The following is a 22,152-nucleotide window of genomic DNA, read 5'->3' on the forward strand; positions in this document are numbered from 1 at the left end:
TTATCTACTAATAGGTTATTGTCGGCTTAATGAAAATCACCGTAACGACCTTGTTCGTCGTCTTCTCTCTACTGCTGAACAACCATTTCAAAACGGGTATCCGGGACAAAAACGGCACACCCGAGCCTGAATCACTATTTTCAGTCCGCTCCATTCCACCCAACACAATCATATCCTCGTTCCGGGCCCTTATAATGGACTCAAACTTACTAGTTGACTTAGGAGGAGGTGCATTTAGAGGCGGATTGCCAATGAAATCAGAAATGTCTACCGTTATATTGAGGGTAACCTGATCATCGCCGGATACAATAGGACGAATATTGATTTTCAGATCTGCATTCACTTCCGTAAACTGTTCCGTGACTACCGTCTGACTTGTTAGGGAAGGAATCACATTTTGTGTCTTAGTACTGAAATACCGGCTACTGCCTATGCTAAGAGAAGCCGTGTGCCCGTTGAGGGTAGATAATTTAGGCACCTGCCTCACCTCCGCATTACTATTGGCTTCCAAAGCACTCAATGTCACATAGAACTTAGGTGTTACCTTCCCTAAATTAATGGAGGTACTGCTGCTTAAACGTGAGAGAAAATCATTAATAGATGCTGCTCCGAACGTATAGTCCAGGCCTGGAAAAACCGTCCCGCCAGTTTTCGCACTGTCAGACAATCCGGCTTTAATACCGGTGCTCACTGTTTTACCTTTCCGGATATCCATCAACGTAACTTCAATCAGAACCATAGGCACCAAACGGTCGATCTGCTTAATATAGCTCTCAATCTCAGCAATCTGGGGCGAAGAACCGGAGAGTAATAATGTGTTTTGCTCCCTGAATTCCTTGATTTCAACTCCCCTTCTCCATTCCGCAGGGATCATAGCCTGAACGGTATCGACCGACCGGTACTGAAGCTGAACCACTTTGTTCGTCCTGAGTCCCTCGAGTTTGCGCTCGCCGATCAGATAAATACCGTTATCAACTCGATAGGTATAATCCGTACCCTGTAACAGTGCACTCATGAATCCATTAAAGGTTATATCCTGCACCTTGATAGTGATTGCACCTTTCATGTCTGAGTAAATAAAATAGTTAATTCCGGCCTCCTGACAAGAAGCCTTCACCAGGTCAAGGATAGACGACCCCGTAGCATCTACACTCAATAGCTTTCCTGCTGGAGATGTCTTGCTGTTTATGGCGAACGGCCCTCCTGAACCTCCTGCTGCTCCTGTTCCAGGACCGGAATTCATATTATTAATCGGACGGGGCACCCTGCGAACCGCAGTATTTCGATCGCCATTGATAAACAATTGCTCACTATCCTCCAGAGCCTGAAAAATATATACATCATCCGCTGTTCTGGTCAGTTTTAGATTATTCGCATAGGCCAGTTTTTCTAGCGCAACATCAAAAGGAGCATCAGAAAAAAAAGCAGTAACAGAGTTATTCAGTAACGGCACCGGTACAACTACATTTTTGCCACTTAACTGAGTTATCTTTCTCGCAACGTTACCAAGGGTATCACTATTAAGTTCGAGACTCAGGGTGTTAGCGGACGCATTATACCGGGCCTTTATCTCCCGTTTAGGAATGACAGGACGTGGCTGCAACACTTTACTGACCGACATAATAGATCCGGTCAGATTAATATCCAGCTGATACTCCCGCGCGAGGAATAACAGTACGTTTAGCGCCGTTTCATTGGTAAAGTTGTTATATATTTTAAAATCCAGTTGCGGATCAACGTTGATATTCAGATTATTGGATTGGGCCAACGCACGTAAAAATTCCTGAGCAGATGCCCCGGACATAGAGAGCTGAACTTTCTGGTTCAAGCCTGGCAATGTAACCGCAAGACTTCGCAGTCGTTCATCAACGACCCTAAGTCGCTCCTCTGCCTGAGGTTGTTGTCCGATAGCCCCTTGCAAAAAGCCCAGTAACAACACTAACTGAAAACAGATTATTCTTCCCCTGCGTCTCATGCAAATATTCTCCTCAATAATTAAATAACAATGGATAAATTTCATCCACAGACGTCTCTCCCGCAGCAAACAATTCAAATGCATTCTCAGCCAGCGTTCTGATACATCGCTCCCTTAACAACTCATCTACATTCATATTTCCATTCTTAATATTCGCGGCCAATTCCTGATCAACAGGCACAACTTCATATACCGCCTTTCGCCCCCTGTAGCCCGTATAATAGCACTCAGGACATCCCTTTGCCACATAATGATGCTCAACCGGAAAAAACGGTTTAAACTGACGTGGAAAGATTTCCGGCGTCACCGGCACCTTTTCCTTACAAAGCGGACAAAGAATGCGTACAAGTCTTTGAGCTACGGTTGTATTTAACGTATTCGCAACTAAAAACCCCGGTATGCCCATATCCATAAGCCTGGATACAGTACCCCAAGCTGAATTGGTATGAATGGTCGACAAAACAAGATGCCCCGTTAAAGCCGCTCGGATCGCCATATTGGCCGTTTCGGGATCTCGGATCTCCCCCACCATGATGACGTCCGGATCCTGTCGTAGGAAAGTACGGAGAGCAGAGGCAAATGTCAAACCGATACTCTCCTTCAAAGGCACTTGATTGATTCCCTCCAGCGTATACTCTACAGGATCCTCTATAGTCAGAATGTTCCTTGTCTCTTTATTAAGCAGCTTCAGCGTCGCATATAATGTAGTAGTCTTTCCCGATCCCGTCGGGCCGCTAATGAGCAAAATGCCATTTGGTCGCTTTATTCCCTGCAAATAGTTTTGAAGATCAAAAGACGAGAGGCCTAGACTATTCAAGTCTATATCAGTGGCGCTATTATTTAAAAGTCTAAGTACTACCTTTTCTCCATGCAGAGTAGGCAGAACAGATACCCGTATATCGAAGTCCTCGTCTTTATGTCGGTAATGAATACGGCCGTCCTGAGGTAACCTTTTCTCCGCAATATCAAGGTTAGCCATAATCTTCACCTTATTAACAAGTGCCGGATACTCGGTCTTTTCAAGCAGATACCGCTCTACCATCATTCCATCAATTCTTACCCGAACTCTGCACTTATTTTCATAAGCTTCCACGTGAATATCGCTGCTCTTAAGGCCTCTGGCTTCACTAATTAAGCCGTCTAGAAAATCCGTACCTGAGGTACTGAACGATGCTGCTTTTTTATCAGACCTTCCTTGCTCTCTGAAATAATAAGTTGATAATAGACGCGTAACTTCTTCCTCTGCTAGCGGCTCCAGATGAATTCTTTTACCCAGCATGATTTCAAGTTCAGCAGAAAGCTGGTACAAATCAGCATCCTGTCCACAAAATAGATCACAAGTATCCTCCGAGTCTGAGGAAGGCAGAATCCTGTAGTGCCAAGCTTGTTCCCGGCTTAGCAGATGTAAATTCTCGCTCGATAAGATAATCCCTTGAGCACTCATCACTTCTCCAAATAAGAAAAAAACCACTCCGTTTCACCAACATCCCAACCTTTCGCCCGCAGATCCGCCATCAGGACAACAGCAAATATCATCGCTTGCAAGCCTGCTAATGGAATGTTCAAACTTCTTCTCTTTAGAGCAATTACCAACAGAGAAAACAGCAATATTACTCCCAAGCTTAGCATGTAAAAAAACAAATAATTTATTGGAGGAAGATAACAGCCAAGACAGAGCAGAAACAGAATATCTCCCCACCCAATATGTTCACGTGTCAGGTTAGTCCAAGTTTTATATTTAATGCGGAAGTATAGTGATAATAACAGAAACTGAACAGATAGGAAGACTAAGTTCCAGCTCGTATCTACCATAATGGCAAAGGCATCCACGCCAGACAATCGGTCAAGAATTAATAATATTGTAAGCACAGGATACATCCACCAGTAAACCGCACGCCAGCGCATGTCCTGTGCAAATAATAGTAGCAGCCATACAATAAGTACTATCTTGGTCAACATTAGTCTGGCGTTATTTCCTTAAGATTCTTATCCTGATCAATCTCCCAAACATTAAACGTTCCATTACCATTAAAGTCTGCTACTGCGGTTGCACGAGCAACAAACGTGTTTGAGCTCGCCTGCACAATCTCAATTCGGTAATTGGCTCTTCCATCTTTACCGTCTGAACTCAATTTCTCCTGTATAAAACCAAGTTCATTCAGGTCCGTTGTGTACTTTGACTTCTCAAAAAAGAAGTTCTTTTCCAAGGTATGCATATGCTCTAATTGCAATTTGGCCTCTGTACTTTTGGCTTTTGTTATTAATGGCATCAAATTTGGTAGTGCGAGCAGCACGAGAATGCCTATAATGACCAATACAATTAGAATTTCGGTTAGTGTGTATGCTTTAAGTCTCTTTTCAAACAATTTTCCCTTTTTCATAATTTCTATGATACAGCGTTAAATCTAACGGAGAGAGTGCATTTACTAAAACTATTTACACCAAACAAGGAGTTTGCGGGACGAAAGAGTCGATAATCATGATATCTGAAAAACAGAGCATATTTGTTTTTATATTGATTTTTATTTTTTCACCTTGCGAGAAATAATGAGCAATAATTTCTACTTTTGTATAGCTTTAATGCTCACCTTATCAACTTATTATAACCTAACCTATGATTAAATGCTACATCTTTGGAGATGATTCAACCAAGCAGTTGATTAACAATTTCATCCCAACTTTATCCCCAATTTTTTACTTGGGATCGTCTTTAGATTTCAGAACAGCATTCAAGGACATCGTCTTAAACAAACCCGATTTTATCTTCGTCGATATTGAACGTGTTAATGCTGATCCCTTCGAAATTATCCTATTAAGGCAGATATCGCCAGTGCTGTTTACCACAGGTATAAAGCACGAAGCAGAAGTGCAAAACTCTAAAAAGGTACTTAAATCACCTGCTGGCGTTCAACCTGAGGTAGTGCAGATGCTTGAAGAAGCGGGAATAGCGCTTTCAGCCAAACGTCCTAACAAAGATGATCATCCTACTTACCCGATTACGATAATTATCAAGACAAACTCAAAGGGCTTATACGGCGGAATTGAAGTTCTAATTAAGTTAGATGAAATCATATACGTCGAATCAGTCAAAAATTATCTGGACATTCATCTAGACGGTAACAGACATCATCGGTCATACATGACTCTCAAAAGCATGGAAAACGAGTTATCTGGTGACTTCGAAAGGGTAAATAAATCTTTCATTATCAACCTAAATAAGATCACATCTATAGAAGGAAATGATTTTCTGATCTTAAATTATAATGAAAAAAACCGGATTCCGATTGGCCCAACCTACAAGAAACAGTTTGCCGAATGGAAAAAGGGAAAACAATTTAAATCTATAGGAACAGACGATGACTCGATAATTGCTAGTGGAAAATCTTCCTAATTTTCGTAGAAACGTAGCTGAAATTGCCCCTTCGTGCCATAATAATAAGTCTGCTTTGATCTTGAATATTTAATCGGCGCTCCCAGCTCCCGCATTTCACTAAGAAAGCCATAGAGTGTTCTTTCTGAAATATTCAATCGCACAGCAAGTTGATTAGGCGTACCAGTGGACTTATGCCTGATCAAGTGATCTAGTCTTTCCAGACGGTCTAAAAGCTCAGATAACATATGAAAGTGTTTAGGTCGAGAGTCATTTCATATTTTATTTCCAATATCTTTCTATAAAGAATGACTGAAATTTATTGAGGTAATATTCGCCAGGAAAAACTTAAAGAAAAAATCATTTATATCAATTCATACAGATCAGGGATGAAAAATCACTTTTCAAGGATTTGTTTAATAGCTAACTGTTGTCTTTCATTTTCCTCTTGAATCTTTTCATTCTCTTTCTTCAAAGCAATAACATGAAGAGTTAGTTCCTCAATCTTGCGGAGTAAAATCGCATTCATCTCACCCAATGACACCCCCTGTTCGTGCACTTCCTTTGCAGAGGGGACTCCAGGTAAATGCTTCTTTTCCTTAATGAATTGCTGGATCTCTTTAAGCGATTTAAGTTCGTACGTCTTATCAAACACATAGTCAGGCCAGTTCTGATTGTCGACCTTGACTTCTCGGGCCCTGATCCTTCCGTTTACCGATAATCGCTCAGATGGATTCGAAGTACCAATACCTACATTGCCTCCTTCCTGAGTAGACTTAATCACCATTGTTAAATCCTGATAATTTCCAAACTGAGAAATATATTGGTGAGCGGTATAGAAATGAATATCAGAAGCCCTCACATTGGCGGCCCATGTGAATGTACCTGGCCTATCTGTAAAAACAATCTCTGCACTAGCAGTCGATGATTTTACAGCATCTAGTGTGGAGAAAAAACTCAACGCAGGGAATTTGTAGGTTTCATTACTACCGAAGTAATTACCGCCCTTGATTTCAATTGACTTGTTGCTCTCCCCAGCACCGATAGTGATTTAACTTGTGGTTGGTGAGGTGCCTATTCCTAAGTTGCCCGATGCCGGGAGGGTATTTGATTGAGCACACAACAGCGTCGAGAAAAATATCGCAGTAACGAAGACGAAGCAGAATTTGATGAATGTTCTCCAGATTAAAGAATACTGTTTAAGCTCGTAATTATGATTGATTTCAAACATGAAATGATCGCTATTATTTCTACTTTCTTTTTTTCAAAAGATCTATTTCTTTTTGCTGTTTATCAAGCCTGTCGTTTTGGTTGATCAAGTATAGAGTCAACTCCTCAATCTTTTTCAGCAATCTCGCGTTCATTTCCCCTACATCTATCCCATTATCAGCAACTTCATCAGCTGATGGGATACCGGGCAGATGTTTATTCTGCTGGATAAAACCTTTGATATCAGTTAAGGTTGGTAACACATACTCTGGGGAAAAGACATAATCGGGCCAGTTATCCATTTCCACTTTAATCTCCTTCGCTCTGATCTTACCGTTCACCGATAGTTTTTCTTGAGGATCCATTGTGCCTAAACCCATATTTCCGAGATTGTTGATGATAACCTGTGGATTGGAATAAACCGTCCCTGCTTCTACTGAGGCAGGGACGGCTGTATGAAAAATTATACTCCCTTGGTATGACTGACTATTTCCGGGAATCAAAATACCCGCACCGCTCATGGACGAATGAGTCTTTGAGATCTTTAACTGTGTGTGACTATTGGAAGAAATATATAAGTTTGAACCTAATAATATGGAGGAGTGATTGTCAGTTCCAAGTGTCATGTAATTGGCAGGACCACTGTTAGTCTCCTGATTAAAACCAAACGATGCGTTTCCGCTCTTAAGAAATCCATTTACTATCTCAATTTTCTCAGAAGGCTCAAAGACACCGATACCTAAAGCTCCGTTATTTTTGACCCAAAACCAGTCGCCCATCCTTACTCCGCCTGTAAAGTCACCTCCATAATTTAGACTTAATTGATTATGCTCATCATGCACCAGTGCCCTGCCACCGCTTCCCCTCGGGGGATGTCGAAGGATCACATCCGCTCCTCCATTAAAATAAAACTCGTTGGTTTGGCAATAAGCTCCAAGAGAAAAAAATAACGCGAACAGATTACTAATTAAAAAAAGATTTTTCATTTTATTTTCTGATTATACTTATGCTATTCTCTTATAATCTAGATTTTGACTACCAGAAAACGGTGTTTGATCCTCCAATTTCACCTGTTGCTGGCCTTATTCAGCAAGTTTTAATAGCGTCGGTGGATTCCATTACTTCTATTCACCAAGTCCTCAACCTGATCCTCTATAATCTCGAGCCGTCTGCTTTGGTCATGATTAATAGCCTTTTCTACGTTTAGCTGTTTTTCCTTTTCTATCAAATGAAGTGTTAATTCTTCGATTTTTTTCAGAAGCTTCCCATTCATCCTCCCAAGGTCTATTCCATTTTTCTCAACTTCTTTTGCAGAAGGAACCTCTGGGAGGTGTTTATTCATTCTGACAAAGCTCTCAATTTCAGATAAAGTAGAAGGACGGTAAGCGGCATCAAAGACATAATCAGGCCAGTTAGCTACCTCAACCTTGATCTCATGTGCTCGAATCTTCCCGTTCACGGATAAGGCTTCCTGCGGTGTCAGGGTTCCAACTCCAACCTTACTCATCAACAAGATTTTGTCACCTAGACCTGATTTGAGTACCAGACCGTACTCGTCGCCTTCTGACTGAATATAACTATGCTCTCCGTCAGCCCAGATTTGGATATTGTCCCATGTTGCCCATGAACTTTCTCTATTATATGCCTTAATTATCCCCTGAACATCAAATGATTGCGGAACGCCTGTCTGGCAAAATCCAGCATAAGGAAGAAGGACCAACAAAGCACACTGTAAAAACTTTCTCATATTTTATTCTTTGATTAAATAATTATTTACTCAACTGTTCGTTGACTATTTTCTTGAGCACTGTAATCTCTTTAGCCTGATCAATAAGATGTAAAGTCAGTTCTTCAATTTTTTGCAGAAGCTTACTGTTCATCTGACCCAATTCAATTCCACCAGCTGAAACTTCTGCCGCAGATGGTATTCCAGGTAGATGTCTATTAGCTTTTATAAAGCGATCTGTGTGCTCGAGACTCGGAAGTTCATAGGATGAATCAAAAACATAATCAGGCCAGTTCTCTGCTTCAACTTTTATTTCTTTTGCCCTGATCTTCCCGTTAACATCCAAGTGCGTAGTCGGATTCCTAGTATTGATACCTACGTAACCGTTTGACAGGGCTCTTATCGCTTGGACTCCGTTAGCAGAATTCCATAGATTACCGACTATCAGATCCCAATCATTTGTCATTGGCAAATACCCGGTTGTAGAGGTTGAATTACCGCGATAACTGAGGGCAGTGAAACCTGATGAAAAGTTAATTGACCTGATTTTGATTTCTACAGGCAAGGGTGTATCTATTCCGAGCGTATTAACCGCCCTTATTCTGAATTTGTGTACCGCAGGATTAACATCTATAGTAAAGTTGTAAAATTCATTACTGGACGTGTAGACATTATTATTAGTTCGGCCCGCTTCCCTCCAAACGTCAGGATTAGCATGAGATGCTGAAGCTATATGTGTTGCAGCTGCCGCAATATTCCCCCTCGTATACGCAATTGATATTTCGTAATAGCCGGAAGCCGCAGCTGCTACCGGAGATGCTTGCGAAAATTCCACATAATCTCCCACTACATAATTTGAAGGAAATGTGACTGTAGTTGTAAATATATCAATATTTTGAGCCTGCGCCGTAAAGGTTAATAGTGTTACAAAGATGATTAAGGTTGACTTCATTATATGTGATTAATTTTAAATGCAGAATACTCTATAATATAAAACTTCGGTTTCCTTTTCTTAGTTCATCAACTTCTGACTGAAGCTTGTCAAGCCTTTTATGTTGCTCAATCATATAAAGCGTCATCTCTTCGATCTTCTTGAGAAGCTTAGAATTCATTTCACCGAGAGTTACTCCATTCTCTCTAACTTCCTTCGCAGATGGTATCTCAGGTAAATGTTTGTTCTTTTGAATAAATTGCTCAACATACAGCAGGGGCATTGAAACATGGCCAGGATCAAATACATAGTCCGGCCAATTACCATTTTCCACTTTTATTTCCTTTGCCCGTATGTTGCCATTAACCCAAAGCTTTTCGGTTGGATTAAGCATACCTATCCCAACTTTACCCTGCATCAGCGTCAACTCATCTTCATAACCATTATTATAGGAACTCAAAATCAACCGGGATGAAGATTCAGAACCACCGGCATAGTCCAGATAACTTCTAATTCTCGGGCCTGCATGGGAAGCCTTATACGATGAAAAGAAAATACAGGCGCCAGCCCCCGCTTGATGAACTTGGTTACGAAGCAACAGATTCCCGCCAACGTCTAGCTTTTGTTGCGGATTAGAAGTACCTATACCGACATCTCCGGCATGTGTTATTCTTAACCTTTCGGATAGCACAGATGAGCTGCCAGTAGAGAAATACAAGTCTGTCAATTGACCTGACGCACCTACACGATATGCTCCAATTTCCGACAAGATTCCTGCATTTATTTTAAACTGTATCTGATTTACAGGTCCAAGCACATCGCCTCCAGTAAGCAAAATCGGAAGCGATGTCGTATTTCCAGCTTGTGTAACGGTCTGAAGAGTCTGACCTCCGCTACTAATCGCCATCAGCAGAACAACGGCTAAAAAAATAATATTTTTCATATCCATTGTATTATCTCTTGCGGTTTATCAGCTCAGCCATTTGCTCTTTGAGTTGGTCAATCTGCTCTTGCTGATTTCGGTGGATTGCTCCTTCTTTTTGAAGAACTTTGATTTCCTTATCCTTCTCAATCAAATGAAGCGTTAGCTCCTCTATCTTTTTGAGTAGGCGAGCATTCATGTCGCCTAGATTTATTCCCTCCTGCTCTACATCTTGAGCTGATGGCAACCCTGGCAAGTGTTTATTCATTTTAATGAAGTCCCCCACGTCGGCAAGTGACTTCAATGTGTAGTCCGACTCAAAAACATAATCAGGCCAATTGGCAACATCAACCTTAATCTCTTGAGCTCGTATATTTCCCTTTACAGACAATTTGGCCGTCGGTGAAGAAGTACCGATACCGACATTTCCCCCATCTGGATTAATCGAAACCGTGCCGTGAGCGCTACCGGAACTTTTCACACCTTGAATCAACGCATATCCGTCCTGTGCAGATGATATACTGAGAATAAGCGACGTATGGCCTCCATTAGCGGTGTTTGCGTTTCCCACTACAATACCCCCAGCTCCTTTGGGATCTACGTTGAGCGCTGCTGATGGGAAGGGAGTATTAATCCCAACTTTTCCATCCATTATCGTTAATTCATCTTTATGACCTTGCCAATAAGAACTCAGTATTAATCGGGCCTTTGAATCATTATACGCTGCATAGTCCAGGTACGACCTGATCCTCGGACCATGTGTATAATCATCGCCAAAGGGTGTGAACAAGATTGACGCCCCACCGCCTGGTACATTTTGATAGTTCCTTAAGATAATATTACCTGATACATCTAAGGGAGCTAGTGGATTTGTGGTTCCAATCCCCACATTGCCGCTCGCTGGCCAGGTATTAGTATTCTGCGAATAGCACAAACTTGCGGTCATGACAAAAAGCAAGCTTATATATAGTTTCTTCATACACTTCAATGAAATATGTATTGGTATTACACGAAAGTAAAAATGTACACTGCAACCAGACTGCAGTGTACATTTTTACTTTCGCATAAACTATAAAACACCATTGATCATGAGAAGAAATCTCATCCTCTTACTTATTGGAATATTTGCATGCTCCTATTCGTACTCTCAAACACAAATCATTACCACTGGTAATAACGTATTAAATACATCATACCCATATGCTGCTGACATTGTTATAGGGAGTGACGCAAACGGTGGAATACGGCATGATGCAAGCATCATGTGGTGGAACAATGAAAGTGCCGCTCGCATCTCCAATACCGCAGATGTATTTCTCTTCTCAGTCCATAATAGTTCCAACCCTAATATTGGTCTATCAGCAATTGTTGGGGGCAAAAGTTTCATTAAGGGAAATCTTGGAATTGGCAATACCGATCCACGTGCTAAATTACATTTGGTTGGAAATGGCTCCTCCATTAACACTGTTGACGGACTTTCTGGGGATATGGTTATTCAAGGTAACTCCCCTGGTAGAAGCAGCACGATCGGTGCCGCACTTGAATTCGCTATTCCCGCAGATACTGACGGGACCAACATGTGGGGACAGGCAAGAATTATCACCGTTGCTGGTAACACCAACACAAACAACGCTACAGGTAAACTGATCTTAGGAACAAGAAGAAAGTTCGATAAGCATACAGGCACAGGCGAAACGTGGAACTACGGGGATGATATTGTAATCGACGGAGCAGGGCGCGTAGGTATAGGAACGTCATCACCCGACGCTTTGCTTTCCGTAAAAGGCGCTATCCATACCCAAGAAGTAAAGGTGGATATGAAAGGTTGGGCTGACCATGTTTTTAATCCGGCTTATTCTCTTCAAAGCATTGAAGATGTGGAGTCATTTATCCACATCAATCAGCATCTTCCAGATATGCCTTCCGAAAAAGAGGTCATCAAAAATGGAATTAAACTTGGCGAAATGAATAAAGTGTTAGTGAAGAAAATTGAAGAGTTAACTCTCTACTTGATTGAGCAAAATAAAAGAATTAAACAGCTAGAAAACCAAATAAATCCTTAGTAATGCTCCTATCCTGAGGTATCTACCATCGTATTCAGGCCAATAGCAGACCAGCTTTGGGGCAGCCAACACGAGTTTCTTATTTAAGGGTAAGAATTATCCGGTTTAACTTTTCTTCCATAATCTGCATTTTCTCATTACTTTCTTTGATTTGCTCGTCCTTTTCTATGAGATATAAAGTCAGTTCTTCCAGTTTCTTAAGCAACTTCCCGTTCATTTCTCCGAGATCTATCCCCTCCCTGGCAACTTCGAGCGCGGAAGGTATCTCCGGAAGGTGTTGATTAAGAGTAATGTAAGATTTCAACTCTGAAAGTGGGGACAGAGCGTATGCTTGTCCGAAAACATAGTCAGGCCAAGCCGATTTAAGACTCACTTTAACAGACTCCGCTATAACGCTACCCGCAACAGCTAGTTTATATCCTTTTGGGTCAGAAGTGCCAATGCCAATATCTCCGTTGCTTTTAATTCGCAGCTTTTCCGTCAATTGCTCCTGCTCCCATCCCTCGCTGGTGTAAAAAGCCAAGTCCATAGACTGCACCAATGCATTATTGTTTTGTAGATTATTGATCCGCTCTGCTCTTATACGCGCTCCAATTAGTTCCGGACGAACATCTCTCCAAGTGTGAAAATCAATATCATATCCCCCGGTAGAAGATCCAACAGGCACATGTATGTTCCCAGGCACAGAGCTTCCAATTCGAATTGTTGCCAGGCTGCCATCCAACGGACCATCAATGTGTAACCTCCCTGCAGGATTTTCGGTTCCTATTCCAACTTGTCCATTTGCGTTTAAGGACATCACTGATCTTCCAACAGTAAAAAACTTGATGCCGCCCCATCCGGATAAAAACGCTGTCGGGCCACCGGTATGCCAAGTATCCGTATACCAACCCAGTCCATAATGAGCTACAGACTTACTATCGTAGTTAAATAGATTATTAGCTGCGAAATATCCTATAGAGGGTTCGTTAAGAGGCATATTGGTAATCGCCTGCCCCATAACACAATAAGATACTCCTGTAAGTAAAATGGTATATAAATATTTCATATTATTGTTGGTTCAAGTTTTCAATCAATGGTGTATTTTGTTTCTGCATTGCGATTCACTTTAAATTGATGAATCATGACAAAAAAAAGAATAAGAAAGGCTCTTATTCTTTAACACGCATATTTTTATTTCCCTGCGATCTTATCAATCTGCTGCTGCATAGAATCAAGGCGCTCTGATTGCAACTCATTGATCACTTTCTCCTTGTTCAGTTCTTTTTCCTTTTGTATCAGATGTAGAGTCAGCTCTTCGATTTTCTTCAAAAGCATCACATTCATCTCTCCTAAGTTAACTCCGGACGCTTCGACTTCTTTAGCAGACGGAATGTCTGGAAGGTGTTTATTCGTTGTGATGTAACTCTCAATATCTGATAGAGCGGTAGGACGATACGATGGTTCAAATACATAGTCAGGCCAGTTACCAGCCCCCTCAACCTTGATTTCCTGAGCACGTATCTTCCCGCTTACAGAAACTGTTCCGTTGGCATCAATCCTTAGCGCGTGATAGTGACCATTCGCATCAGTTCCTATAGAGAAGTCATTTCCCGACCTGTTTCCAATAAACCAGTTGAGTAGCCCGGCTTTTTCTAATTGTATCTGGGGAGATGCGGAACGAATATGCATTAGCTCTCCAGGATTAGATGTTCCCAGGCCAAGATATCCAGTAGAATAATTAAATGACATCAACCTGCCAAATCCTGTGGTCCATAGATATCCCATACCACCTTCTGCGTATAGCGCCCAACCCTTATCTTTAGCCCACCGATCGCGAAAAAAAAATCCGGCATCACTCATTATTTCTTTCGATGTAGTTGCTCCCCGATCTGTTACTGACTGGAGAGTCTCTTGCGCCTTTAATGTATATGCAGTACAAAAAATAAGGGTGCATAACAATGACTTTTTCATTGCAATCATAATCTCTTTTCAATAACTTGTGCAAGTTTTGCATTTGACTCTTTCAAACGCTCAATGTCCTTCTTCTGGTCAATCAGATAAAGTGTCAGTTCTTCAATTTTCTGAAGTAATTTGATGTTCATCTCTGAGACACCAATCCCCTCACTCTCCATCTTGCTGGCTGGCTCAATCTCAGGCAGATGCTTATTAACGGCGATAAACGACTCCACTTCTGAGAGCGATCTTAGACGATAATCCTTGTCAAATACATAGTCAGCACCAGCATTAACCGTAACCTTGATCTCCCGGGCCGTTATATCGCCTGCAACAGATAACATCGATACCGGGTTGGCTGTCCCGATACCTACGTTCCCATTAGCATGTATAGACATCGCTAACCTGCCTAAAGTGAAAAACTTAAGTCCTGAGAAACCGGAAAGATATCCAGTAAGGCCTCCTGGATTCCAAGAGTCAAGGTACCAACCAAGAGAATAATGTCCTGGATGATGGGGATCGTGGAAAAAATAATCTCCAAGGGCGTTTACACCTATCGCTGGAGCTTGTGGTTGTACGTTTGGTAAGTTCTGCCCAAATGTTGCCGAAAAACACAAGGTTAAAATAATTAGCAAAACCTGTTTCATTTCAATTGCTGTTAGTCTTGTTAAGTTTTTTTTCAATTGCTTCTATCCTCTCATTACTTCGCCTTATTTCCTCATCCTTTTCGAACAGATACAAAGTCAGCTCTTCAATTTTTTTAAGCAACCTGGCGTTCATCGCTCCAATGTCTATTCCTTTCTCAGCAACCTCGCTAGCAGAAGGAACCTCTGGTAGGCGCTTATTGTGATAGACATAGGCCTTCAATTCGGCGAGAGTTGGGAGGGAATATGCTTGTTCAAAAACATAATCAGGCCAGTTACTAACCTCAATTTTGACCTCTTTCGCTCTGATCATTCCGTTAACGGACAACCGCTCTTGGGGTGTTCCCGTACCAATACCTAAATTACCATCTCGAGTGAGTGCCATAGCCACGACCTCCTGCTCAAAGGCTTGACCGGGAGGACGTATAAGCCATTGATACAACGGAAAGTTAGATCGAGAATCTAATCGAAATGCCGCCCCAACATATGAGGGATTGAGATTTGATTCCCTAAAATTCAAACTAAAGTTCAACAATGGTGCGTAGCTTCCTGCATTTTCCGAATTAATGCTCATTGGAATAAGGGCAGTCGCCAAACCAATATTACCATTAACATCGAGCATATTCAACGGTTGACTGGTTCCAATTCCTACCTTCCCATTCGACTCGTAAATATTAGTCTGAGCCATGCTTGCGAGAAATGGCATATAAAAAACAAATAATAAGAATCTCCTCTTCATTTCAATATGGTTCAATAAGTATACACGGGAATCTATTTGCTATTTGCATGCTGCTTCAGCATTTTAACATCTTCGGTCAGCCTTTGATTAGAAGATTTCAGATGTTGAATATCCTTGTTCTGTTTAATCAGATACAATGTCAGTTCTTCAATCTTCTTTAGTAATTTTATATTCATCTCGCCAACATCTATACCCTCACTTTGAACCAGACCGGCACTCGGAATCTCTGGAAGATGTCGATTCTCTGATATAAAACCTTCTACATACTTTAATGATGGAAGATTTGCTTGTGGGCTGAAGACATAATCAGGCCAGGCGCTTTGCACTTTGACTTTAATGGATTCGGCAATGATGCTTCCTGCAACTGCTAATTTATATCCTTGTGTGTTATTCGTACCGATACCTACATTTCCATTTACGTATAGCTTGTCAGACGATGCGTACAGTGGCGGATCTACGCCCACTCCCACACCATAGCCATTGGCCTGCAAAATTTTACCACCTTCAGTACTAGAAATATCAAGGAAACGGAATGTCGATGCATACTGCGATGACCCCCAAGTTCCTGTATAGAACATCTTTAAGCCTGTGGAATTGCTTTCATCATATTTGCTCTGAACATCGAGACTAGCTGACGGCGTTGTCGTATTAATACCAACTTTTCCTTCAGCCTCTAGAACAACTCTCGACCAAGGGCGAGAACCATTATCTGCTGTTTTCCTGAAATACAAGCTTTGATCGAAAAAGCTACCTGCAAACTGCATTGCGAAGTTGTTTGCCGAATTGCTGTGCCGAACATCTAACAGGTGCCACCAACTCGAAGCCCCAGCCGGATAGTTTACAGGTTCACTTGCTTCAAAGAACCCGGAAACCGCGCCTTGAGCACCAGATAAGGATGCGTCTGTTCGAACATCCGTCCGACTGTTTAGTACTCCCCAGGTTGTCTGGGCGCCTAATTGTAAAGGTATCCCTAATGCACAAATAAGTATGCTAAGCTTGTGGAACATTCTCATCGTTTTGTATTTTTAAGTCTATTAATTTCAGCCTGCTGCCTGTCACTATCATTCTTAAGTTGAATAATGTAAAGGGTCAGCTCTTCGATCTTTTTTAGCAACGTACCATTCATATCAGCCAGATCTATCCCATCCTTTGCAACCTGGTCAGCAGAAGGCACATCCGGTAAATGCTTATTCTTCGAGACATAAGTTTCGAGCTCTGAAAGGGGAAGTAGTTGATGACCACAATCAAAAACATAGTCAGGCCAGGTATTTTGAAGCTTTACCTTTACCGATTCGGCGATCACGGAGCCCGGTACTGCCAGCTTATATCCCTGTGTATCGGTTGTGCCTATGCCTGTACTACCCAGTACATATTGATTATCGCGAATAACTTGTTCAAAAGTTACGTCGTATCCTGGTCCAGGGTCTCCAGAAATCGAATTTGCGGGCGTCCAGCTTCCTTCCGATGATGTTACAGTATAAAAGGACTTTCCGGAGTAATTAAACAGATAAGCGAAAACAACAAAAGTATTCGCATTAGCGGACGATGTTGTAGGGATAATTCGTACAAGGGCAGGAAATGCACTTCTTCCAAAGCGCGTTCCAACCGCTGAAAGCGGATATCCCCCGGGAGACAACGAATTGGCGTTACTTGTCCTAATAAGCACTTCCGTATATCCCTGCTGGTAAACCGAAGCATTATATCCATCTCCACCATAGAACTTAATACTGGTATTATTTCCGTGTTGCCCTAAATTAAGCGTCCCAACTTTTACCCAAGAAGGTGATTCGGTTGTTAGAAAGTTCAGCGTATTCGGCACCACCGCTCCTGTCATACCTATTGTACCGTTTGTTGGAAAATTATTCTCTTGGGCAAAACCGCTGGCGACAAAAAGAAAAAAAAGAAAAAATAGAAGCTTGTTCATATCACGTTGGTAACCTTATGACTTTAATCAACAATATTCCACCAATGTATTAAACCACACTGCAACCAGCTTGCAGTAAGCAAGTTTTAAAAAATAGCACTAACTACCCGGCCAATTACAGTCTACTTCCTTTCAAGGCTTTCAATGCGCTCTCCTTGCTCCCTTAAATTTTTCGATTGGGCTTGTATTACTTTATTTTGCTCGATCAAATACAAGGTCAATTCCTCAACCTTCTGAAGTAACCTTATGTTCATTTCAGCCAGATTGATACCATCTTTCTCCATCTGTTTCGCCGGTGCAATATCAGGGAGGTGCTTATTTAACTTCACGAAAGATTCAAGTTCAGTTAATGACTTTAAATCGTAATCATCGCTAAATACATAATCCGCTCCGGCATTGACAGCAACCTTCACCTCCCTTGCTTCAATATTTCCTGCGACGGTTAATTTAGACGTAGGGTTCGCCGTGCCGATACCTAAATTCCCGGAACTATTCAGTCGCATCAATTCATGAGTATTGGTCCCGTAATCAATATCTCCATTATCCCGCGCCAGCCACCTGAAAGAAAAGTTGGTCAACCGTGCTCCAGTCATTCCATAGTTTATAGCTCCACTGGATTCAATTACCAAGCCACTTCGATTATTTGCGGAGCCGAAAAAATTTTTTATTCGATTACTATAAAAATTATCCACTCTTAGATAGTTCGAGTAAACTCCGCCAAGAACATGAAGCTTTTCGGACGGAGCCTCTGTTCCAATACCAACATTTCCACCAAAGCTTAAAGACATAACAGGTCTTCCCATAGTGAAGAACCTAACGCCCCCATAGCCGGACAAATACGCCGAGGCTCCGCCCGGTTGCCAAGAATCAATATACCACCCTATCCCATAATGCCCAACTTGTTTGTTATCGTAGGTAAATTGATCATAAGATGCAGCAACTCCTATTGCAGGAGCATTGACGGGCATATTGGTTATAGCCTGACCCATAGAATAAAAACAAATCCCAGTTAGAATTAACGTAAATACATACTTCATATCTTTTGAGTCTGGGACTCTTTACATCTCCCAGATGACGGCTAATTTAAAAACCCTCACTGCAACCACACTGCAGTGAAACTCTTTAAATTTCCAGCGAAGTCAACACTGCATAATTAGACGGTTCAGAATAACATTTTATCACAGCTTAATTAAATCAATGTATATGATTGAATAGGAACGGAAACATGAAGCACAAAGCGCGAGACTGGCCAACCTGGAGGCAGAACATGCCAAGAACAAAAAAGAGAGGTAGAATTGGAATTTGCTCCATCATCGTCTGCTTACTTCGCTTTCTCGAGATGCACCCAGCTGGTTCAATCGGCTCTCCAACCTTTTAATTTTCTCGTTCTGATCCCTCGTCATTTGACTCTGGACATCCAGTGCTGAGCGCAATTCAGAAGACTTTTTATCCTGTTCGATCATGTATAAAGTCAGCTCCTCTATTTTCTCCAGGAGTTTAGCATCCATCTGTCCCAGGTCAATTCCCTTAAGTTGCACTTCGACTGCCGAGGGAACACCAGGCAGATGGTTGTTTTCCTTCACAAACTTTGCGACATCTGGTAAAGAAAGTATGGTATGTTCCGGCTTGAACACGTAGTCGGGCCAATTACTTTGAAGAGCCACTTTTACGGATTCGGCAATAACACCACCCGCCACTGTAAGCTTATATCCCCGGGTATCCGCAGTTCCGATTCCAACACCACCTGTGCTCGATTCATTTAAGATCAAAGGAGACGCTTCTATATTAAGCCGCTTAAAGGTATTATCTCCAAAAGCATCTATATAGCTACGATTGTTCTTAAAATCTGCTTTGATAAAAATCCGTCCATTCCCATTGTCGTTACTACCTCCAATGCGAATTTCACCCGTTTGCGCACTGGTATAAACATGAAGTTTATCCGTAGGACTCCCTGTCCCAACTCCGACATTTCCGACCGAGGGAAAGAAATTTGTTTGGAGCCTTCGATTGTAACCCTAAAAAGAGAGCAGAAAAGAAAGGTTGATTTTTACGAGTTTCATATAGTTTCAAAGCGATAGGTCAAAACGTTTACTTACTGGCCTCCAGCCTCTCAATCCGTTTATTCTGTTCAATAATGTGTAATGTTAGCTCTTCAATTTTTTGCAACAGTCTGCCATTCATTTCTCCAACGTCAAGCCCAGTCACGGCGACCTCCTTCGCCGAAGGCATACCTGGAAGATGCTTGTTTTCTTTAATGAATCGTTCTGTTGCTTTAAGATTTTGAAGCTCGTAGGACGGATCAAAAACATAATCTGGCCAGTTTTGATTTTCCACTTTAATCTCTTGAGTTCTAATTTTCCCCTTGACTTGTAGTTGATAATTAGGGTCAGCAACTCCCGTCCCAATGCTTACTTTTCCACTAATGTTCATGTGGCCAACGTCATATGTTCCCGTCATATTTGACTGAAAGTCTTGTATATCACTAATCAGATTTTGATTTACCGGCTGATTATTCACCATGTAATTAACGCATTTCAAACTTTCTCCACTCGAATTCGCCCACCCGGCAAACTGGAATCCATGGTTATGATAAGCCCCTGAATAGGGTACCTCAAGCGCTATATATGTCTTCCCATTGTAAACGCAAGTTTTCAGCTTCCAGACATCATCTGAAGACAAAGACTGAATAGCCCCATAAACTTCATAATAGGCGGATGATGTATTTACTTGCACAATAGCCGCTCGATTGAAAGCAAATTGATTTCCTCGAAATGCTGTGATTGTTCCGACTGTATTGTTAAACGCTAAGGGTTGACCTCGGCAAATTTCATGAAGAAGTATCAGAGAACGTGTATGGTCCCCAGAGTTGTTACTACCTAAAGCGACCACTTTATATCCGTCCGGACCTGTAACCGATTGCGCGGAGACAATCTGGAACAAAAGGACCGAGCATATTATGGACATGATATGCTTCCATGCATCTTTTCGAAATTTCCGTATTCTCATAGTGCTAAAAAATCTAGTTGAGAACAAAGATAAAACGCTCCACTGCAGCCAGACTGCAGTATGTCAGTTAAGCTACAGCTCGTCTCTACTCTCAATTTTTGTTACGCGCGCCTTCAGTTGCTCATTCTCTTTCTTCATATCAATCATATAAAGCGTTAGCTCTTCAATCTTTTTCAGCAACTTTATATTCATCTCACTAAGGTTCACCCCCTCCTTTTCCATTTCCATCGCAGAAGCGATCTCGGGAAGACGTTGATTTTGTTTTATAAAGGCTTCCAGCTCCGAGAGGGGCTGCAGGGGATATCCTTCTTTAAAAACATAATCCGCTCCGGCGTCAACCGAGACCCTGACTTCCCGGGACTGAATGTTACCGGCCACAGTAAGTTTCGCTGTCGGATTAATTGTCCCTATACCTACACTGCCTCCCGGTGTAATTGTAAATTCGTTAGAGTAAAATCCACGTATATCAGCAGGAACAATATTGATGTAATCAAGATAAAGATCTGTTATCCCTGGAGTAAAGTTAACCCCCCTAATTTCGATATTATCAACGTTCTCCGCAATAACAACAGGGATACTTATAATTTCCCATTCCTGCTGATTTCTGAACATAGTCGGCTTCAAGTTAATCGAGTTTGAGATGAGCCCACCACTGAAACTTACAATATCAAGAATGCAGAGAGAATTTGATGATTGATTAGATGACACCTTCATTCGAAATTGCACAACGTAGTTGCCGGCTTGATATTTAATGTACGGGCCAAACCATACAGTTTCCCCTGGCGAATTAGCTGGCCGAAGTACAGCTTTCCCGCCATCGGCAGTTTGGTCATCGACAAGGGAACTCCCGGCAGTTAGATGTAATTTACTTTCATCAAGCTTTTGACCTACGGGGTTAACCTGCGCGATTGCAGAGAAACCAAATAGCAGCACGAAGACCAGTATTGACCTGACAATAATTTCTAATCTTTTTTCCATTTTTTTTTTGATATGCTAAAACCGCTCCTCGATTACCCTACTTAGGTACCTCTGTATAAGAAGCCATTATTAATTGCCGAAGATATATTTCCAAACTGCAGCCAGAATGCAGTCTCATTCTTGTGAAACTTTTTTTCTTCCTATCTATTCAAATCGAAATATATCACTTGCTAACACTCGGCTTATCCTAAAATGAAACTACACTGCAATCTAATTGCAGTAAGAATCACGTACTTCGTCGGTAGCGTAAATATTTAAACTTCTTTATCATGTCTAAGTCATTCGAGATTCTAAAATTCATCTGCCTTATTTTAATGTTCTCCGGTTTTTTCACCTCTGTTCAGGCGCAGAGTGCAATCGAAATTGAGGATATCAGAAGCGTTGCCAGCGCTCCCTCTCACTACAACAGACATTTCAAACGCTCTTTTAGAAACCTTTCAACTTTGGGCATACCAGAAGGAGGTTCAGAATATTATACAGTATTGGGCTTTAGAGGGTGGGGTGATAACACAGGTGGAAAAGCGCATGAACTTGCTTTCGGTAATGGAAATGACGTTTTTCTAAGATCAGGTATAGACGAAGGCTGGCAACTCTGGAGAAAGATAATCGTTGAAAACCCAGGTACAGAGTGTCCGCCCGACGAACTACAGCTTGCCAGCCTCAATTAGTTTCTTATAGTTCTGTGGATACAGGTCTCTGATGTTCTTATGATTGATGGACATGAGGTTTT

At 41.7% G+C, this 22,152-nt stretch carries 24 protein-coding genes; 3 read left to right on the forward strand and 21 right to left on the reverse strand.

Annotated features, from left to right (window positions below; all coding sequences use genetic code 11):
• Positions 1-7: 7 nt before the first annotated feature.
• From B0I27_RS16975 to B0I27_RS16990, 4 genes are read right to left on the reverse strand one after another with little or no spacing between them, the layout of a single operon-like run.
• On the reverse strand, positions 8-1,975 hold the full coding sequence (locus B0I27_RS16975) for a type II secretion system protein GspD (RefSeq protein ID WP_106295636.1): 1,968 nt from the start codon (positions 1,973-1,975) through the stop codon (positions 8-10).
• A gap of 13 nt (positions 1,976-1,988) precedes the next feature.
• Positions 1,989-3,419: a GspE/PulE family protein gene (locus B0I27_RS16980; protein WP_106295590.1), complete on the reverse strand. Its 1,431-nt coding sequence runs from the start codon at positions 3,417-3,419 to the stop codon at positions 1,989-1,991.
• Positions 3,419-3,934, reverse strand: coding sequence for a hypothetical protein (locus B0I27_RS16985; protein ID WP_106295592.1), 516 nt, complete (start codon positions 3,932-3,934; stop codon positions 3,419-3,421). Before B0I27_RS16985 ends, B0I27_RS16980 begins: the two co-directional genes overlap by 1 nt.
• Positions 3,934-4,356 (reverse strand): prepilin-type N-terminal cleavage/methylation domain-containing protein, encoded by a 423-nt coding sequence (locus B0I27_RS16990; RefSeq protein ID WP_106295594.1) that lies wholly within the window; start codon positions 4,354-4,356, stop codon positions 3,934-3,936. The genes B0I27_RS16985 and B0I27_RS16990 overlap by 1 nt, the downstream gene beginning before the upstream one ends.
• Positions 4,357-4,589: 233 nt before the next feature.
• Here B0I27_RS16990 and B0I27_RS16995 point away from each other — a divergent pair, with 233 nt between their 5' ends.
• Positions 4,590-5,366, forward strand: coding sequence for a LytR/AlgR family response regulator transcription factor (locus tag B0I27_RS16995; RefSeq protein WP_106295596.1), 777 nt, complete (start codon positions 4,590-4,592; stop codon positions 5,364-5,366).
• Here B0I27_RS16995 and B0I27_RS17000 read toward each other — a convergent pair.
• The 7 genes from B0I27_RS17000 to B0I27_RS17030 all read right to left on the reverse strand — a co-directional run bounded on the left by B0I27_RS17000 (position 5,363) and on the right by B0I27_RS17030 (position 11,112).
• Positions 5,363-5,593 carry an HTH domain-containing protein gene (locus tag B0I27_RS17000; RefSeq protein WP_106295598.1) on the reverse strand — a complete coding sequence of 77 codons (231 nt, stop codon included), beginning with the start codon at positions 5,591-5,593 and terminating at the stop codon, positions 5,363-5,365. The genes B0I27_RS16995 and B0I27_RS17000 overlap by 4 nt on opposite strands.
• A 149-nt stretch (positions 5,594-5,742) precedes the next feature.
• Positions 5,743-6,306, reverse strand: coding sequence for a hypothetical protein (locus tag B0I27_RS17005; RefSeq protein ID WP_146133153.1), 564 nt, complete (start codon positions 6,304-6,306; stop codon positions 5,743-5,745).
• 289 nt (positions 6,307-6,595) lie between these two features.
• On the reverse strand, positions 6,596-7,540 hold the full coding sequence (locus B0I27_RS17010; protein WP_106295602.1) for a hypothetical protein: 945 nt from the start codon (positions 7,538-7,540) through the stop codon (positions 6,596-6,598).
• Positions 7,541-7,650: 110 nt separating this feature from the next.
• Positions 7,651-8,301, reverse strand: coding sequence for a hypothetical protein (locus B0I27_RS17015; protein ID WP_106295604.1), 651 nt, complete (start codon positions 8,299-8,301; stop codon positions 7,651-7,653).
• Positions 8,302-8,323: 22 nt separating this feature from the next.
• Entirely contained in the window at positions 8,324-9,232 is a 909-nt protein-coding gene (locus B0I27_RS17020) for a hypothetical protein (protein ID WP_106295606.1), read from the reverse strand.
• A 31-nt stretch (positions 9,233-9,263) separates the two neighbouring features.
• A complete protein-coding gene (locus tag B0I27_RS17025) occupies positions 9,264-10,154 on the reverse strand; it encodes a hypothetical protein (RefSeq protein WP_146133154.1) in 891 nt (296 codons plus the stop codon).
• Between the two features lie 10 nt (positions 10,155-10,164).
• Complete coding sequence (locus tag B0I27_RS17030; RefSeq protein ID WP_146133155.1) at positions 10,165-11,112, reverse strand: hypothetical protein; 948 nt, start codon at positions 11,110-11,112, stop codon at positions 10,165-10,167.
• Positions 11,113-11,221: 109 nt separating this feature from the next.
• Between B0I27_RS17030 and B0I27_RS17035 the strand changes: the two genes are divergently transcribed.
• Positions 11,222-12,196 carry a hypothetical protein gene (locus B0I27_RS17035; protein WP_106295612.1) on the forward strand — a complete coding sequence of 325 codons (975 nt, stop codon included), beginning with the start codon at positions 11,222-11,224 and terminating at the stop codon, positions 12,194-12,196.
• 79 nt (positions 12,197-12,275) lie between these two features.
• Here B0I27_RS17035 and B0I27_RS17040 read toward each other — a convergent pair whose 3' ends face one another.
• The 10 genes from B0I27_RS17040 to B0I27_RS17085 form a co-directional block, all read right to left on the reverse strand.
• Positions 12,276-13,244, reverse strand: coding sequence for a hypothetical protein (locus B0I27_RS17040; RefSeq protein ID WP_146133156.1), 969 nt, complete (start codon positions 13,242-13,244; stop codon positions 12,276-12,278).
• A gap of 125 nt (positions 13,245-13,369) precedes the next feature.
• Complete coding sequence (locus B0I27_RS17045; protein WP_106295616.1) at positions 13,370-14,158, reverse strand: hypothetical protein; 789 nt, start codon at positions 14,156-14,158, stop codon at positions 13,370-13,372.
• Positions 14,155-14,778, reverse strand: coding sequence for a hypothetical protein (locus B0I27_RS17050; RefSeq protein WP_106295618.1), 624 nt, complete (start codon positions 14,776-14,778; stop codon positions 14,155-14,157). Before B0I27_RS17050 ends, B0I27_RS17045 begins: the two co-directional genes overlap by 4 nt.
• A 1-nt stretch (position 14,779) precedes the next feature.
• A complete protein-coding gene (locus tag B0I27_RS17055) occupies positions 14,780-15,481 on the reverse strand; it encodes a hypothetical protein (RefSeq protein WP_106295620.1) in 702 nt (233 codons plus the stop codon).
• Positions 15,482-15,546: 65 nt separating this feature from the next.
• Positions 15,547-16,521: a hypothetical protein gene (locus tag B0I27_RS17060; protein WP_106295622.1), complete on the reverse strand. Its 975-nt coding sequence runs from the start codon at positions 16,519-16,521 to the stop codon at positions 15,547-15,549.
• Between the two features lie 2 nt (positions 16,522-16,523).
• Positions 16,524-17,438: a hypothetical protein gene (locus B0I27_RS17065; protein WP_106295624.1), complete on the reverse strand. Its 915-nt coding sequence runs from the start codon at positions 17,436-17,438 to the stop codon at positions 16,524-16,526.
• Positions 17,439-17,560: 122 nt separating this feature from the next.
• The gene (locus tag B0I27_RS17070; RefSeq protein WP_146133157.1) at positions 17,561-18,475 is read right to left on the reverse strand and encodes a hypothetical protein; all 915 of its coding nucleotides are present in this window, start codon (positions 18,473-18,475) and stop codon (positions 17,561-17,563) included.
• 273 nt (positions 18,476-18,748) lie between these two features.
• The gene (locus B0I27_RS17075; protein ID WP_106295628.1) at positions 18,749-19,207 is read right to left on the reverse strand and encodes a hypothetical protein; all 459 of its coding nucleotides are present in this window, start codon (positions 19,205-19,207) and stop codon (positions 18,749-18,751) included.
• Between the two features lie 319 nt (positions 19,208-19,526).
• Entirely contained in the window at positions 19,527-20,444 is a 918-nt protein-coding gene (locus B0I27_RS17080; protein ID WP_106295630.1) for a hypothetical protein, read from the reverse strand.
• A gap of 72 nt (positions 20,445-20,516) precedes the next feature.
• Positions 20,517-21,422, reverse strand: a complete 906-nt coding sequence (locus tag B0I27_RS17085) for a hypothetical protein (protein WP_106295632.1) — start codon at positions 21,420-21,422, stop codon at positions 20,517-20,519.
• Between the two features lie 269 nt (positions 21,423-21,691).
• Between B0I27_RS17085 and B0I27_RS17090 the strand changes: the two genes are divergently transcribed.
• Complete coding sequence (locus B0I27_RS17090) at positions 21,692-22,090, forward strand: hypothetical protein (RefSeq protein ID WP_106295634.1); 399 nt, start codon at positions 21,692-21,694, stop codon at positions 22,088-22,090.
• Positions 22,091-22,152 lie beyond the last annotated feature (62 nt).

The organism is Arcticibacter pallidicorallinus, from assembly GCF_003002875.1.
In the GTDB taxonomy this organism is placed as follows: Bacteria; Bacteroidota; Bacteroidia; order Sphingobacteriales; family Sphingobacteriaceae; genus Arcticibacter; species Arcticibacter pallidicorallinus.

Excerpts from the sequence above, each read along its gene's own strand:
- B0I27_RS17065 (WP_106295624.1), bottom strand. The coding sequence starts at position 17,438 with ATGAACAAGCTTCTATTTTTTCTTTTTTTTCTTTTTGTCGCCAGCGGT.
- B0I27_RS17015 (WP_106295604.1), bottom strand. The coding sequence starts at position 8,301 with ATGAGAAAGTTTTTACAGTGTGCTTTGTTGGTCCTTCTTCCTTATGCT.
- B0I27_RS17035 (WP_106295612.1), top strand. The coding sequence starts at position 11,222 with ATGAGAAGAAATCTCATCCTCTTACTTATTGGAATATTTGCATGCTCC.
- B0I27_RS17010 (WP_106295602.1), bottom strand. The coding sequence starts at position 7,540 with ATGAAAAATCTTTTTTTAATTAGTAATCTGTTCGCGTTATTTTTTTCT.
- B0I27_RS17060 (WP_106295622.1), bottom strand. The coding sequence starts at position 16,521 with ATGTTCCACAAGCTTAGCATACTTATTTGTGCATTAGGGATACCTTTA.
- B0I27_RS17000 (WP_106295598.1), bottom strand. The coding sequence starts at position 5,593 with ATGTTATCTGAGCTTTTAGACCGTCTGGAAAGACTAGATCACTTGATC.
- B0I27_RS17085 (WP_106295632.1), bottom strand. The coding sequence starts at position 21,422 with ATGGAAAAAAGATTAGAAATTATTGTCAGGTCAATACTGGTCTTCGTG.
- B0I27_RS16995 (WP_106295596.1), top strand. The coding sequence starts at position 4,590 with ATGATTAAATGCTACATCTTTGGAGATGATTCAACCAAGCAGTTGATT.
- B0I27_RS17030 (WP_146133155.1), bottom strand. The coding sequence starts at position 11,112 with ATGAAGAAACTATATATAAGCTTGCTTTTTGTCATGACCGCAAGTTTG.
- B0I27_RS16975 (WP_106295636.1), bottom strand. The coding sequence starts at position 1,975 with ATGAGACGCAGGGGAAGAATAATCTGTTTTCAGTTAGTGTTGTTACTG.
- B0I27_RS17080 (WP_106295630.1), bottom strand. The coding sequence starts at position 20,444 with ATGAGAATACGGAAATTTCGAAAAGATGCATGGAAGCATATCATGTCC.
- B0I27_RS17070 (WP_146133157.1), bottom strand. The coding sequence starts at position 18,475 with ATGAAGTATGTATTTACGTTAATTCTAACTGGGATTTGTTTTTATTCT.
- B0I27_RS16980 (WP_106295590.1), bottom strand. The coding sequence starts at position 3,419 with ATGAGTGCTCAAGGGATTATCTTATCGAGCGAGAATTTACATCTGCTA.
- B0I27_RS17045 (WP_106295616.1), bottom strand. The coding sequence starts at position 14,158 with ATGATTGCAATGAAAAAGTCATTGTTATGCACCCTTATTTTTTGTACT.
- B0I27_RS17050 (WP_106295618.1), bottom strand. The coding sequence starts at position 14,778 with ATGAAACAGGTTTTGCTAATTATTTTAACCTTGTGTTTTTCGGCAACA.
- B0I27_RS17025 (WP_146133154.1), bottom strand. The coding sequence starts at position 10,154 with ATGAAAAATATTATTTTTTTAGCCGTTGTTCTGCTGATGGCGATTAGT.
- B0I27_RS17055 (WP_106295620.1), bottom strand. The coding sequence starts at position 15,481 with ATGCCATTTCTCGCAAGCATGGCTCAGACTAATATTTACGAGTCGAAT.
- B0I27_RS16990 (WP_106295594.1), bottom strand. The coding sequence starts at position 4,356 with ATGAAAAAGGGAAAATTGTTTGAAAAGAGACTTAAAGCATACACACTA.
- B0I27_RS17020 (WP_106295606.1), bottom strand. The coding sequence starts at position 9,232 with ATGAAGTCAACCTTAATCATCTTTGTAACACTATTAACCTTTACGGCG.
- B0I27_RS17090 (WP_106295634.1), top strand. The coding sequence starts at position 21,692 with ATGTCTAAGTCATTCGAGATTCTAAAATTCATCTGCCTTATTTTAATG.
- B0I27_RS16985 (WP_106295592.1), bottom strand. The coding sequence starts at position 3,934 with ATGTTGACCAAGATAGTACTTATTGTATGGCTGCTACTATTATTTGCA.
- B0I27_RS17040 (WP_146133156.1), bottom strand. The coding sequence starts at position 13,244 with ATGAAATATTTATATACCATTTTACTTACAGGAGTATCTTATTGTGTT.